This is a genomic window from Clostridium thermobutyricum, from assembly GCF_000371465.1.
GTDB lineage: Bacteria > Bacillota > Clostridia > Clostridiales > Clostridiaceae > Clostridium > Clostridium thermobutyricum.
In genome coordinates this window covers 1,239,732-1,253,185 of record NZ_KB850956.1, presented here as the reverse complement: position 1 = coordinate 1,253,185, position 13,454 = coordinate 1,239,732, and the positions used below count along the sequence as shown (strand labels likewise).

Annotated in this window: 14 protein-coding genes and 1 tRNA gene; 1 reads left to right on the top strand and 14 read right to left on the bottom strand. The window is 28.2% G+C overall.

Going from position 1 to position 13,454, the window contains the following annotated elements; translation table 11 throughout:
• Position 1: 1 nt before the first annotated feature.
• The 14 genes from HMPREF1092_RS05760 to mraZ all read right to left on the bottom strand — a co-directional run bounded on the left by HMPREF1092_RS05760 (position 2) and on the right by mraZ (position 13,150).
• The gene (locus tag HMPREF1092_RS05760) at positions 2-475 is read right to left on the bottom strand and encodes a cell division protein SepF (protein ID WP_002597691.1); all 474 of its coding nucleotides are present in this window, start codon (positions 473-475) and stop codon (positions 2-4) included.
• A gap of 14 nt (positions 476-489) precedes the next feature.
• Positions 490-1,152, bottom strand: coding sequence for a YggS family pyridoxal phosphate-dependent enzyme (locus HMPREF1092_RS05755; protein WP_002597690.1), 663 nt, complete (start codon positions 1,150-1,152; stop codon positions 490-492).
• 78 nt (positions 1,153-1,230) lie between these two features.
• A complete protein-coding gene (locus tag HMPREF1092_RS05750) occupies positions 1,231-1,977 on the bottom strand; it encodes a DUF881 domain-containing protein (RefSeq protein WP_002597689.1) in 747 nt (248 codons plus the stop codon).
• Positions 1,978-1,986: 9 nt separating this feature from the next.
• Complete coding sequence (locus HMPREF1092_RS05745; protein WP_002597688.1) at positions 1,987-2,325, bottom strand: small basic family protein; 339 nt, start codon at positions 2,323-2,325, stop codon at positions 1,987-1,989.
• A 1-nt stretch (position 2,326) separates the two neighbouring features.
• On the bottom strand, positions 2,327-3,052 hold the full coding sequence (locus tag HMPREF1092_RS05740) for a DUF881 domain-containing protein (protein WP_002597687.1): 726 nt from the start codon (positions 3,050-3,052) through the stop codon (positions 2,327-2,329).
• 2 nt (positions 3,053-3,054) lie between these two features.
• Positions 3,055-3,834, bottom strand: a complete 780-nt coding sequence (locus HMPREF1092_RS05735) for a cell division protein FtsQ/DivIB (protein ID WP_002597686.1) — start codon at positions 3,832-3,834, stop codon at positions 3,055-3,057.
• 146 nt (positions 3,835-3,980) lie between these two features.
• The gene (gene spoVE / locus HMPREF1092_RS05730) at positions 3,981-5,120 is read right to left on the bottom strand and encodes a stage V sporulation protein E (protein ID WP_002597685.1); all 1,140 of its coding nucleotides are present in this window, start codon (positions 5,118-5,120) and stop codon (positions 3,981-3,983) included.
• Positions 5,121-5,145: 25 nt separating this feature from the next.
• Entirely contained in the window at positions 5,146-6,117 is a 972-nt protein-coding gene (gene mraY / locus HMPREF1092_RS05725) for a phospho-N-acetylmuramoyl-pentapeptide-transferase (protein ID WP_002597684.1), read from the bottom strand.
• A 46-nt stretch (positions 6,118-6,163) separates the two neighbouring features.
• Positions 6,164-7,516 (bottom strand): UDP-N-acetylmuramoyl-tripeptide--D-alanyl-D-alanine ligase, encoded by a 1,353-nt coding sequence (locus tag HMPREF1092_RS05720; protein ID WP_002597683.1) that lies wholly within the window; start codon positions 7,514-7,516, stop codon positions 6,164-6,166.
• Between the two features lie 11 nt (positions 7,517-7,527).
• On the bottom strand, positions 7,528-8,979 hold the full coding sequence (locus tag HMPREF1092_RS05715) for a UDP-N-acetylmuramoyl-L-alanyl-D-glutamate--2,6-diaminopimelate ligase (RefSeq protein ID WP_002597682.1): 1,452 nt from the start codon (positions 8,977-8,979) through the stop codon (positions 7,528-7,530).
• Between the two features lie 109 nt (positions 8,980-9,088).
• Positions 9,089-11,266, bottom strand: a complete 2,178-nt coding sequence (locus tag HMPREF1092_RS05710) for a stage V sporulation protein D (RefSeq protein ID WP_002597681.1) — start codon at positions 11,264-11,266, stop codon at positions 9,089-9,091.
• Positions 11,267-11,299: 33 nt separating this feature from the next.
• Positions 11,300-11,740, bottom strand: coding sequence for a hypothetical protein (locus HMPREF1092_RS05705; RefSeq protein ID WP_002597680.1), 441 nt, complete (start codon positions 11,738-11,740; stop codon positions 11,300-11,302).
• 34 nt (positions 11,741-11,774) lie between these two features.
• The gene (rsmH, locus tag HMPREF1092_RS05700; RefSeq protein WP_002597679.1) at positions 11,775-12,707 is read right to left on the bottom strand and encodes a 16S rRNA (cytosine(1402)-N(4))-methyltransferase RsmH; all 933 of its coding nucleotides are present in this window, start codon (positions 12,705-12,707) and stop codon (positions 11,775-11,777) included.
• 14 nt (positions 12,708-12,721) lie between these two features.
• A complete protein-coding gene (gene mraZ / locus HMPREF1092_RS05695) occupies positions 12,722-13,150 on the bottom strand; it encodes a division/cell wall cluster transcriptional repressor MraZ (protein ID WP_002597678.1) in 429 nt (142 codons plus the stop codon).
• A 185-nt stretch (positions 13,151-13,335) separates the two neighbouring features.
• Between mraZ and HMPREF1092_RS17145 the strand changes: the two genes are divergently transcribed.
• Positions 13,336-13,432, top strand: a tRNA-Sec gene (locus tag HMPREF1092_RS17145).
• Positions 13,433-13,454 lie beyond the last annotated feature (22 nt).

The window sequence follows — 13,454 nt, the reverse complement described above, 5'->3', positions numbered from 1 at the left end:
CCTACTTGCTCCAATTAAATAAAGCTTTTGATGATAACTCACTTTTTAATTCATTAGTAACTTCTACATTTGAAGGTGAAAGAATATATACACCTTTATCAATCTCTTGGAAATCTCCTTTTAATGCATATGATGCCCCACTTATAAAATCTAGAAGTCTTCTTGCTGTTTTATTTTCAAGATTTGCTGTATTTATAACAACTATTCTTCTATTACTTAAAGCATCACAAATTTCCATTGATTCTTCATATGAAGTTGGTTTTGTTATTAATACTTTTGCTGATGCATTATTATGAATATTTACAACCTTATTATTTCTTCCACCACCAATTATAACAGGACCACTTTCTTCTTCATAATCATCACTGTGAGCTAATTCGTCATCGTCGAATCTATCATCATCGAAATCATCGATATCTTCATCTTCATCTCCGAATCCTAAAAAGTTTTTCATTTTTGAAACCATATTTGCCATATTTTCATTTCCTCCTATTTACTATAATCTCTTTCTCCAAATATTCCTGTACCAACACGAATTGTGTTTGCACCTTCTTCTATAGCTATTTTATAATCATGAGTCATTCCCATTGAAAGAGTTTCCATTACTATATTTTTGAATTTTTTAGTTTTTAAATCATCAAATATTTCTTTAGTTTTTCTAAAATACATTCTATTTGATTCTTCATCACCTTTAGGAATAATAACCATTATTCCTTTAACTTTTACAAAATTACATTTTTCAACTTCTAATATAAGTTCTTCTAAATCTTCTTCAAGAATCCCACTTTTAGATTCTTCTCTTCCTATGTTAATTTGAATTAAAACATTAGCTATTTCATTTGATTCTCCAAATTTTTTCTCAATCATCTGTAATAACTTAACACTTGATAGAGAATGAATAAGAGCAGTTTTTCCAACTATATATTTTACCTTATTAGTTTGAAGTTTTCCAATTAAATGCCAATTAACATCTTTATGGAAGTTTTCTTCTTTATAAACTAACTCTTGAACCTTATTTTCAGCAAAATCTCTTTCACCTATTTCATAAGCTTCTTCCATCTCTTCTAAACTACGAGTTTTAGATACAACTAAAAGCTTAACATTATCGCCTATTTCTTCTTTTATTTTTTTAATATTTTCTTTAATACTCATAATAAGCCTCCATTGTTTGACCCTAAATTATATATTCTCTAAAAATCTCTAAAACCCTTTATTTACATCAAAATTTTATTATTTTTTATCTTTATTTTCTACAGTTTCTTTCATGTATTCAGATTTTACTTCATTTGAAGCTGCTGGCATTTTTATATTATCCATTTTTTCTATTTCTATCGATAATTCTCTTAACTGAAGTTGTCTTATATGACTCTCTTCTGAAAGAATAGCAGCCTCCATTTCTTCTGGATTTCCAATGGCATAAATATAAAAAGGAGCATATTCAGTATGTTCATCTTGAAATATTATAAATGGTCCATTACAAGAAAGTCCAGTAGTTGGCGTTAATCTATAATTATTTATCATTATTGCTTCTGCACCAGCTTTTTTTAATTCATTTATCACTAATTGTACATCTCTATCATGAAATATCTTATTTGCTATTTCTACACTATTATTGTCTTTATTATAAATATCTCCATCATTTATTTTTAAAAGAATTCCTGGTCCTTCAACTGGTACTGAACCTGTAAGCATTCCATAATATTCTGTCTGCTCTTTCATAAGTTCTATAACTTCTTTAGTATTACTACTATTACTATTTTTATAAGATTCTATTAACTCTGTATTTTTCTTATTTGCTTTTTCTAAACTAGAAATTTTTTTATATAAGTCATTTCTCTCTATAGCAGCATCATTATACTCTCTAAAGTCCAATGAAAAATATTTTTTTATACCATTAAAATTAGAATTAGAAGAAATAAGTATTCCTAGAAATATCGACAAGAAAAATATTATAAATTTCTTACTATAACTTCTCATTAATCTCACCTATTTAGACTTTATACGTTCTAGTATAAGCCTTCTAATTATAGCAAAATTATCAAATATTCTTCCTCCAAAAACAATAACAGCTGCTATATATATAGGAATTCCTAATTTATCACCTAAATATGCTAATCCGGCTGCTAATAAAGCATTACCAAAAAAACCTGAAATAAAAATATCAACCTTAAAATTTTTTGACATATTTGCTCGTATTGCACCAAAAACAGAATCTAAACATGCAAGTATTGCCACTGACATATACGGAGAAAATCTTTCTGGCACATTTATATCAAAAATAAATCCTAAAATTACCCCTATTAAAATTCCTATAGTTGGAATCATTTTATTCCCCCTCCTTAACTGGTTTTAAATACTCAGTTTTTAAACTTTGAGTAGTTTTTTCTATAATTATATTGTCTTTTTCTTCAATATCACAATTGTAATTTTGAAGTGATCCATAATCTAGACCTCCTGGGAAATTCAAAGCAACCTTTAATCTTGCTTTGTCCCCAATTGCTTTTATAGTTATTTTTTGCTCTGGACTAACTTGTCCAGATGTTCCTATCCAAATATAATTTTTAGAATTTTTTATACCAGTTTGTGGTGTTATTCTATGTCCATTAATAGAAATAGCTTCTGCTCTTGCAAACTTTAATAAATTAACTATATGGACTAATTCATCCTCTGTAACTAGGCTACTACCACCACTTTCTGAGTTTGACCCAAAAAGAGAAGTTTTGGGATTTATTGTTATTTCAATTCCAGGTCCTTCTACATCTAAAAGTCCTAAAATCATCCTAGAATTATTTAACCTACTTTTTATTTCTCCACCTATATTTCCTTCTTTTGTTGCTGCATCTTCTAATTCTTTAACCTTCTCTGTTAAGCCTTTATTTGTCTTTTCCAATTCATCTTTTTGCTTTTTCAAAGCATCTACTTGATGTAAAATATCATTTTTATCATAATCAGTATCGCTTTTTTTTGTTAAAGCTTTAAATTGATACGTAAGTAAAAAACCTAGTAATACACAAACAATTCCTATGGAAATCTGTGATGTTACTTTTTTCATAATTATTTACTCTCCCCCCTATTTATAATTGGAGATCCATCAAAGCTTAAATCAATATATCCTTTTTCCATTTTTAATTCTTTATTTTCTAATATATTTAAAGCAGTATTTACCTTACTTATAAAATCTGTTCCATCTCCAACCCTTATTTCTACCTGTCCTATCCATATTATTATTCTAGATAAATTAGAGAAATCTACTCTATTTATCTTATGTTTTGTTTTATTTACCTTTTTTATTTCATATATATTTTTACATATATTATCTACTATTTTATCTTCAGCATCTATAAGCTTATCCCCTATTTTTATTTCATCTAATTTAATCCCTGTTATTTCAACAAGATTTTTTATATCAGAATTTAAATTACCATTATTATTTTTCTCTAGTATCCTTAGATTACTACTTAAAATATAAGCATTTTTTCCTTTTCCTATATAAAAAGCTACATCACTTTCTTCTACATCTAATATAAGCTTATTGGGTAATTTTCTACTAATATTTACACTTTTAACATAAGGATTTTCATTTAGACTACTTATAACATCTTTTGATTTTAAAAATAGTATATTTTCACCAATAAAATTCTTCCCTTTTTCTTTTAAACTTTCCTCTAAAGTTAGATTTTCACCTTTTACATAAACTTCTTTAATATTGAAAAAGTCAGACTTAGTTAAAAAAAGTAATATTCCAATCAAAAGAAAAGAAAGTATAAAAAGTCCTTTTAGAAAAGCTTTTCCTTTCCTTTTTCTTATTCTCCCCACACTTTTAATTTTTCTCATAAATCATAATTCCCCTAGTATATTTTTTTATTTATACTAATATAATATCATTTTTCCATATTTTTTTCACTATCATATCTTAATAATCTCTTAATAAAGTTCATTAAAAAAGGAAAACTTAGTTTAAACTAAGTTTTCCTTAAAATTTATCTTTCAATTTTCACTTGTTTTTGCCTAGATATATTCAAGAGAATTCCCATAGCTGCCAAGTTTATTACCAAAGATGAACCTCCATAACTTATAAATGGTAAAGGAACTCCAGTAACTGGCATTGAACCTGTTACAACTGCTATATTAATAAGACATTGAACTCCTATTATAGAAGTTATTCCAACAGCTATTAAAGATCCATAACTATCTTTAGCTTCCATAGCTATCTTTATTCCACGCCATATAAATGCAATAAACAGAGTAATTATAACTAAACATCCTATAAGCCCTAATTCTTCTCCTATTATTGAAAATATGAAATCATTATGTGGCTCTGGCATATACATAGTTTTTTGTCTTGATTGACCAAGTCCAAGCCCAGTTATTCCACCTGAACCTAATGCATATAAAGATTGTATAAGCTGATATCCATTTCCCGCTGGATCTTTCCATGGATCTACAAAATTAGTAAGTCTTGCGTATCTGTATGGCGAACTAAATGTAAAACCTACTGCTGCTAAAACCAAAAGTGGTGCTATTTTTCCAAACATATCTTTAAATCTTGCACCAGCTATAAATATCATAGCAAATGAAACCATCATCGTTACAGATGCTATACTTAGATTTTTTTGGCTTAATATTATCCCTGCAATTATACCTGCATATGCTAAACAAGGAATTACTCCTTTTGTTAAGCTTTTTATATTTTTTCCTAGTTTGGTTAACTTATAAGCTAAGAATAAAACAACAGTATATTTGGCAAGCTCTGAGGGCTGAAAAGACATTCCTCCAGGCAACTTTATCCACCTTTGAGCTCCTTTAGTAGCTGGGAAAAGAAAAACTGCACATAAAAGAATAGCTGTTACAATATATAGCCCATACATAAGTCTCTTATTTCTATAGTTATGATAATCAATTCTCATTGTAATAATCATTGCTATTATTCCAAGTACTGCCCACATAGCTTGTTTTTTAAAAAATACAGTACTATCATTTGATTCAAACATAGAAAAATATGAGCTTGCTGAATATACCATTACAACTCCTATTGACAAAAGAGTTGATATTATTGCAAATAACCATATATCTATTTGACCATTTTTACCCTTTTTTATATCGAGTTTTTTACCTCTCATATCAAAACTCCTCCACTATTTTTTTCTAAAGTGAAACATACCCTATAATACAAAGTGCTATTGTTATTAATGAAAAAACTCTAACTACCTTTACTTCACTCCATCCTAATTGTTCAAAGTGATGATGTACAGGTGCCATTTTAAATACTCTTTTACCTCTTGTTTTAAATGAAATAACTTGGATTATAACTGAAGCAGCTTCAAATACATAAATTCCTCCAACTATAACTACTATTATTGGCATTTTTAAAAGTAATGCTATACTTCCTATAGCTCCTCCAAGAGCAAGAGATCCTGTATCTCCCATAAATATTTTTGCTTTAAATCTGTTATATTTTAAGAAACCTAATAAGGCTCCAATTAACCCTATACAAAATACTGCTATATCTTCTTTACCTTCTTTAACAGAAACAATAGTAAAGAATATAAGAACTATTATTGTCACACTTGTAGCAAGACCATCTAGCCCATCTGTTAAATTTACTGCATTTGTTGTTGCTGCATAATAAATTATAACTAATGGGATATAGATAATTCCTAAACTTAGATGTATATCAGTAAATGGCACTGATATAGTTGAACCTATATTAGCATATGCATAATAAGCCATTGCTACTGAGAAAAGTAATAATAAAACCATTTTTTGCCATGCTCTTAATCCTAAATTATTTTTATGAATTATCTTAAGCATATCATCAAGTAATCCTATAAATCCAAATGCAATCATTGAATAAAGAATAACCATTCCTTCTGATGAAATACTATATCTCATTGATATCATAACCACGATAATAGCTATAATAAAAATTATTCCTCCCATTGTTGGTGTTCCTGCTTTTTTTAGATGGCTTTGAGGTCCATCTTCTCTTATATTTTGTCCAAACTTAAACTTGTGTAATAATGGTATAAATATTGGACCTAATATTAATGCTACAACTAATCCTACTATTAATGCAAACAGCATCGTCGGGTTAATTAAATTTGAAAAATCCCCCATAATTTTCTTGCTACTAGAATCCTAGTAGCTCACCTCCTTCGTTTAATTAGATATTTTTTAATTCTCTAACTATCTCTTCGTATTTTTCGCCTCTTGAAGCTTTAACTAAAATATTATCACCTTTTTGTATAACATTTTTTAGATCCTCTATAAGACTCACTTTAGTATTATATAATTTTATGCTTTCTTTTTCAAAGCCTTCTTTGAAATCTTCTCTAAAATCTCCAGTAACTATTAATAAATCTGCAATATCTTTTGCATAAGCGCCTACTTCTTTATGTGCTTTTTTAGCCTCTGCACCTAATTGAAGCATAGTTCCTAATATAGCTACTTTTCTTCCTTCTTTCATTTTTAAAACATCTAAACCTGATTTCATTGAATCTGGACTTGCATTATAACAGTCATTTATAATATTTACACTTTTACCATCTATAAATTCTAATCTCATAGAAGTAGCTTCTAGATTTTCAAGTCCTTTTATCATTTCTTCAATACTTAATCCTAATTTAAACCCTGCTTCTATTCCAAGAAGTGCATTTAAAACATTGTGCTTTCCTACCATATCTAATGATATTCTAGCTTTTTGTCCTTTATAATTTAAAGTAAATTCTGTTTTTTCTAAAGTTGCATTTATATCAGTTGCAAAACATTCATATTCTGAATTATATCCAACTTTCACCACTTCATACTCATTTGAAGAAATATTTGTTAATTTATCATCTTCTCCATTAACTATAAGGATATTTTCTTTTGAAAAATAATCTGTTATTTCCATTTTTGATTTTAATATATTATCTCTTGTTTTTAAAATCTCAATATGAGAAATTCCTATATTAGTCATAAGAGCAATATCAGGTCTAGCACATTTAACTAAATTGTGAATTTCACCAAAATCACTCATTCCCATCTCAAGTACTGCTATATCATAGCTACTATCTAATTGTAATATCATAAGTGGAAGTCCTATTTCATTATTAAAATTTCCTTTTGTTTTAAATACTTTATATTTTCCACTTAAAAATGCAGTAGTTAAATCTTTAGTGCTAGTTTTACCTGTTGATCCAGTTATTCCAACTACTTTTATCCCTAATTTATTTCTATATCCATGTGCAATATCTAAAAGTGCTTTTTTAGTATCTTCTACTTTTATAATTACTTTATCTTTGTATTTTTCTAAATCAAAAAGAATTTCATCAACTATACAAACTTCAGCTCCTAACTCAAAAGCTTTGCTAGCATATTCATTTCCATTAAAATTAGCTCCTTTTAAAGCTAAAAAAACATTTCCTTTTTCTATCTTTCTTGTATCTGTTGATAGTACATTTATTTTTGCATCTGTTGTTTCTGTTAGAAATTCTCCTTTAGAATATTCTTTTAATTCTTTTACTGTAAGTTCCATTTTAAACACCTCTAGTTTTTCTTTAATATTTCTTCTATAACTTCTCTTTCATCAAAATGTATTTTTCCTGTTTTAAGTATTTGGTAAGTTTCATGTCCTTTACCAGCTATTAAAATAACATCATCCTTTTTAGCTATCTCTAAAGCTTTTTTAATTGCTTCACGTCTATTAGTTATTTTTATATATTCTCCTTCTTTAACCCCTTTAATTATATCTTCAATTATAGATTCTTCATCTTCAGTTCTTGGATTATCTGATGTTATTATTGCTATATCTGATAATCTTGTACCTATATCACCCATTTCTGGTCTTTTTAATTTATCTCTATCTCCACCACAACCAAATACTGATATAAGTCTTCCTTTTGTAAACTCTCTACAAGTTTCAAGTATGTTTAAAAGGCCATCTGGAGTATGAGCATAATCAATTAAAATTTCATAAGGAAGATTTATATTTTTCATAACCCTTTCACATCTTCCTGGAACTGATACATCTTTTAATCCTTCTTTTATCTCTCTTAATTTTAAACCAGCATTTTTACATGCTAAAATAGCCCCTAGTGCATTATATATATTATAGTTTCCTGGTATAGGAAGTAACATTTCTTCTTTTTCTCCATCTAAATCTACAGTAAATTTAGTATCCATACCATGTTCTACTATATCTTTAGCTATAATATTACCTTCTTTAAGAGAATATGTTTTATAATTTTTTATGTCTAAAGCTTCTAAATCTTCAACTACTCTTTTTCCCCAATCTGTATCTATATTTATTATAGATTGTTCACTTCTTGGAAATAGCTTAAATTTTGCTTTATAGTAATTTTCAAAAGTCTTATGAAAATCTAAATGATCTCTTGTTAAATTTGTAAATAATCCACTTTGAAATCTAATTCCATAAACTCTATCTAACTCTAAAGAATGTGATGATATTTCCATAACACAAAACTCAACATTTTCTTTAACCATTTTTGAAAATAATTCATGTAATTCTAATGATTCTGGTGTAGTTCTTTCTGTGTCTAATTTTTCATCTCCAATATAATTAGCAATTGTTCCTATAAGTCCAACTTTTTTCCCTGCATTTTCTAATATACTTTTTATCATAAATGCAGTTGTTGTTTTACCATTTGTTCCTGTAACGCCTATTATCTTTAGTTTATCTTTTGGATTTTCATAAAAGTTTGATCCAATTACTGCTAAAGCTTTTCTACTATCTTCAACTTTTATTAATGTAATATCATCATTACATTCAACTATTTCTTCACAAACTATATATTTAGCTCCATTTTCTATTGCCTTAGATGCAAATTTATGACCATCGCTTGTAAATCCTTTTATACATACAAAAAGATCCCCTTGTAAAACCTTTCTACTATCATAGTTTACATTTTTTACTTCCCCGTCATTTTTCCCTTTTATTATCTCATAGTGTAAGCCTTCTAAAAGCTTCTTTAGTTCCACTAAAATCAACTCCTCTTAAAATTTTATGCATCTAAGATTGATAAGATTACATATTTATTATTAAAAATAGCATGTAAGAATTTCCTACATGCTATAATAAACTACTTTATTAAGAATTTAAAGTTAAATCCACGGTGGTTCCTTTATTAATTAACTCACCACTTGGTATACTTTGCTTTGAAACTGTTCCTTCACCTTTAAAATTATAACTTATTCCAAGCTTGCTTAGGATTTCACTTGCTGATTCTTTTGTATATCCAACTACATTAGGCATAACAACAGCATTTTTCTTTGTGTTATTTTCTTCTGTATAGATATTTATTTTAGTACCTTCCTTTACAGCATATCCTGGATATGGACTAACTCCTACTACAGTGTCTCCATTTCCTTCTATATTATAATCTATTTTTTCTTTTTTTAATATAGTTTTTGCTTCCTCTAAACTTTTTTCTCTAATTTCAGGAATTATAACATCCTTTATTATAGCAGAATTATTTTCTTTAGAAAAACTATTTTCCATATAATTAAAAATATCCGTAAATAATCCTTTTGCAACTGGACTTGTAACTACTCCAGCATAATATTGTCCATTACTTGGTTCATCAATTGTTATCATAACTGTTACTTTTGGATTGTCAACTGGTGCCATTCCTATAAAAGATGATATATATTTTTGAGGAGCATATTTTCCATCTATAACTTTTTGCGCTGTTCCTGTTTTTCCTGCAATTGTATATCCTTCTACTGCGGCATTTTTAGCTGAACCATAAAGTACAACTCTTTCCATATGTTTTCTTAATTCAGTTGTAACTGCTTCACTGATTATTTGTTTCGTTTTAGGTTTAAATGTATCAACATTTACAACAACACCTTCTGAACTGTCTCTATTTATTTCTTTCATTACATGTGGTTGTATAAGTTTTCCTCCATTTGCAACTGCATTTATAGCAGTTAAGAATTGAATAGGATTTACTGTATTTGTTTGTCCAAAAGATATAGTTGCTAAATCAGTTTCTGACATATTCTTTGGATGCTTAACTATTCCTTTTGCTTCTCCAGGTAAATCTACTCCACTTACTTGTCCAAGTCCAAATTTTTTAATATATTCATATAACTTTTCTTTTCCTATTCTTTTTCCAAGTTCCATAAATCCTACATTACATGAATTTTGAATTATTTCTGGGAATGTTAAAGTACCATGTCCACCTCTTTTCCAACATTTTATAGCTCTATTACCATATTTCAAGCTTCCATTACAAACAAAAGTATCTGTTTCTTTAACTAACCCTTCTTCCATTGCAGCTGCAGATGTAATTACTTTAAAGATTGATCCTGGTTCAAAAGTATCATTAACAACTTTATTTCTCCACATTTTTTGAACTTTTTCAAATTCAGTTGAACCTGAAAAATTTTCTGCACCTTTAAATGGTTCATTTGGATCAAAATCATCTTTATTTGTAAGTGCTAAAATTTCACCTGTATTTGGATCCATAACAGTTACTGATACTGATTTTGCTTTATTGTCAGCAAGAGCTTTTTCTGCTGCTTTTTCTGCAAAAAATTGTATGTTTTCATCTATAGTTAATGTTACATCACTTCCATTAACTGGAGGTGTAAATTTTGATATAGTATAAGGTAAATCACTTCCTGTTGCATCCATTTCTGAAATTTTCATTCCTGGAACTCCTGAAAGTTCTTCATTATATTGAAGCTCTATACCTGTAAGTCCTTGACCATCAATATTAGTTGAACCTAATACATGGGCTGCAAAATTATTATTTGGATAATATCTTTTAGTATCTGGTGAAACTATAACACCATTTATATTTAATGCCCTTACTTTATCTGCTGGTTCTTTTTCTATACGCCTTATAAGAGTTGCAGAACCTGCATTCTTACCACTTGGCAGTTTTGTATTAAGTTTTTTTAATACAACTTTATTTTCTATTCCTACAGCTTCAGATATTTTTTCTGATATTGCTTCTAAAGTTGTATCTTTACTTTCAATATACTTTCTTATTGAATTCAAATCAAAATCTACTCTATATACATTTGCTGAAACTGCAAGTTCTCTTCCATTCCTGTCTAATATTCTACCTCTTCTAGCATCTATTTTAACTTCACTTGTCCATTGTTCTTCAGCTCCTGCTGAAAGTTTTTCATGTTGAATTACCATTATATATGCAAGTCGACCAGATAAAAAGGCAAAAATGAAAATCAATACAATTAAAAATAAACGCATTCTCTTATATGTTAATGCCCTATCAACAAATTTTCTTTTTTTCAAACCCAATTCCCCCGTTTAATTACTCAAAACCTTTTACTTATTGTTCATTAAATCTCCTAAATGATTAGTGCTTAAATCAATCTCTATCTTTTTTGCCTCTGAATTTTCTAACATTTTAATTTTATTTTTCGCGTTATTTTCAATATTCTTTAGAGAAGAATTCTTAAGTAAATCTACTCTAATAGCTTCATTCTCAGCATCTAAAATTTTGATTTCTTTATTTACATTTTTCAAATCAGATTTTAACGAATAAACTTTTCCATCTCTATAAATAGTTATTGACCCTAAAACTAAAACTACCATAGCTATTTGTATCATGCTTCTAAATTTTTTTGATTTTTCTTGCTTTTTTAATTTTTGTCTCCTAATTTTTGCTTTTCTGTACTCTTCATAATTTCTTTCTTTCCTTTGAATTTTTCTCTCAGGTTTTACAGCTGTGCTCCCATTTATATAATCAAATTCTCTCTTTACCATTTTATTAACCCCCCAATAATTTTATACCTAAACTTTACAATTTTTCTATTATTCTAAGTTTTGCACTTCTACTTCTTGGATTTTCTTCCACTTCTTTTTTACTTGGCTCAATAGCTTTTCGTTTTACTAATTTAACTGTAGGTTTTTTCCCACATACGCATATTGGAAACTCTTTTGGACACTTACATGGATCTGCTAAATCTCTAAATTTTAATTTAACTATTCTATCTTCTAATGAATGGAATGTTATAATACACATTCTTCCACCTTTATTTAATTTTTTAACTCCATCTTCAATAGCTTTATTTAAAATTTTAAGTTCTCCATTTACTTCAATCCTTATTGCTTGGAAAGTTCTTTTAGCAGGATGTGGTCCTTCACGTCTCGCTTTTGCTGGAATTGCATTTTTTATTATTTCAACTAACTCTAGTGTAGTTTCTATAGGCTTTTCAGCTCTTGCTGTAACAATAAAATTTGCAATCCTTTTTGCAAATTTATCTTCTCCATAATCTCTTATTATTTTCCATAGTTCTTCTTCTGAATATCCATTTACTATATCATATGCTGAAAAATCATCATCTCTATTCATTCTCATATCTAGAGGTGCATCTTGCATATAACTAAATCCTCTTTCTGCATTATCTAGTTGATATGATGAAACACCTAAATCCATAAGAATTCCATCCACACCTTCTAGTTCTAATTCTTCTATAACAGACCCTATTCTATAGAAATTACTATGTACTAATTTTTTATTTTCATAGTCTTTTAATCTTTCCCCTGCAGCTTTTAAAGCATCTTTATCTTGATCTATTCCTATAAGAGTTCCATTTTTTGATAATCTTTTTATTATTTCTGATGAATGTCCTGCTCCACCTAATGTACAATCTACATAAATTCCATTTTCTTTTATATTCAATCCTTCTATACATTCATCTAAAAGAACTGATACATGTTTAAATTCCATTCTTTTGTCTCCTTTTAAATCCCTAGACTACTCATACTTTCTGCTATTGAATCAAAATCTATATTAGAATCATTATATTCAATCCAACTTTCTTTGCTCCATATTTCGATTCTAGTTAGTACTCCTATACTTACTATTTCTTTTTCTATTTTAGCATATTCTTTTAGATTTTGTGGAATTAAAGCTCTTCCCTGTTTATCCATTTCTATTTCACATGCTCCTGAAAAAAAGAATCTTACAAAAGCTCTAGCATTTTTATCTGTTAAGGGTAATGTTTTTAATTTTTCTTCTAGTTTGGTCCATTCATTTATAGGATATACATAAAGACAACCATCTAACCCTTTAGTTATAACAAACTTGCCATTTAATTCTTCTCTTAACTTTGAAGGAATTATCATTCTATTTTTACTATCTAAGGCATGATTGTACTCTCCTATAAACATATTTTTCTCCTTTTATACTTTATCGTGATTTTAGTATAGTTTCAACTATTTTTAACCACATCCAACCACTTTTAACCACTTAATTTATTTATTCTACCAAAAGTCTCCATTTCCTCTTTTTTTGTTAATTTTTTCTGAACAAGTTTGACTTTTATTTTTTTGTTATGTAAAATTTAAATAGTTATGGGAATAGATAAGTCCTGGTGGGCTTACCGGTCTTCAAAACCGAGTTGTGGTGCTAATACCATCATGGGTAGGTTCAATTCCTACATATTCCCGCCAATAAAAAAAGGATGCTTATTGC

What these genes read in the sequence shown, in the direction of transcription:
- spoVE (WP_002597685.1), bottom strand. Translation starts at nt 5,120, where the DNA reads ATGAGAGGTAAAAAACTCGATATAAAAAAGGGTAAAAATGGTCAAATA.
- HMPREF1092_RS05705 (WP_002597680.1), bottom strand. Translation starts at nt 11,740, where the DNA reads ATGGTAAAGAGAGAATTTGATTATATAAATGGGAGCACAGCTGTAAAA.
- mraZ (WP_002597678.1), bottom strand. Translation starts at nt 13,150, where the DNA reads ATGTTTATAGGAGAGTACAATCATGCCTTAGATAGTAAAAATAGAATG.
- HMPREF1092_RS05735 (WP_002597686.1), bottom strand. Translation starts at nt 3,834, where the DNA reads ATGAGAAAAATTAAAAGTGTGGGGAGAATAAGAAAAAGGAAAGGAAAA.
- HMPREF1092_RS05740 (WP_002597687.1), bottom strand. Translation starts at nt 3,052, where the DNA reads ATGAAAAAAGTAACATCACAGATTTCCATAGGAATTGTTTGTGTATTA.
- HMPREF1092_RS05750 (WP_002597689.1), bottom strand. Translation starts at nt 1,977, where the DNA reads ATGAGAAGTTATAGTAAGAAATTTATAATATTTTTCTTGTCGATATTT.
- HMPREF1092_RS05755 (WP_002597690.1), bottom strand. Translation starts at nt 1,152, where the DNA reads ATGAGTATTAAAGAAAATATTAAAAAAATAAAAGAAGAAATAGGCGAT.
- mraY (WP_002597684.1), bottom strand. Translation starts at nt 6,117, where the DNA reads ATGGGGGATTTTTCAAATTTAATTAACCCGACGATGCTGTTTGCATTA.
- rsmH (WP_002597679.1), bottom strand. Translation starts at nt 12,707, where the DNA reads ATGGAATTTAAACATGTATCAGTTCTTTTAGATGAATGTATAGAAGGA.
- HMPREF1092_RS05720 (WP_002597683.1), bottom strand. Translation starts at nt 7,516, where the DNA reads ATGGAACTTACAGTAAAAGAATTAAAAGAATATTCTAAAGGAGAATTT.
- HMPREF1092_RS05760 (WP_002597691.1), bottom strand. Translation starts at nt 475, where the DNA reads ATGGCAAATATGGTTTCAAAAATGAAAAACTTTTTAGGATTCGGAGAT.
- HMPREF1092_RS05745 (WP_002597688.1), bottom strand. Translation starts at nt 2,325, where the DNA reads ATGATTCCAACTATAGGAATTTTAATAGGGGTAATTTTAGGATTTATT.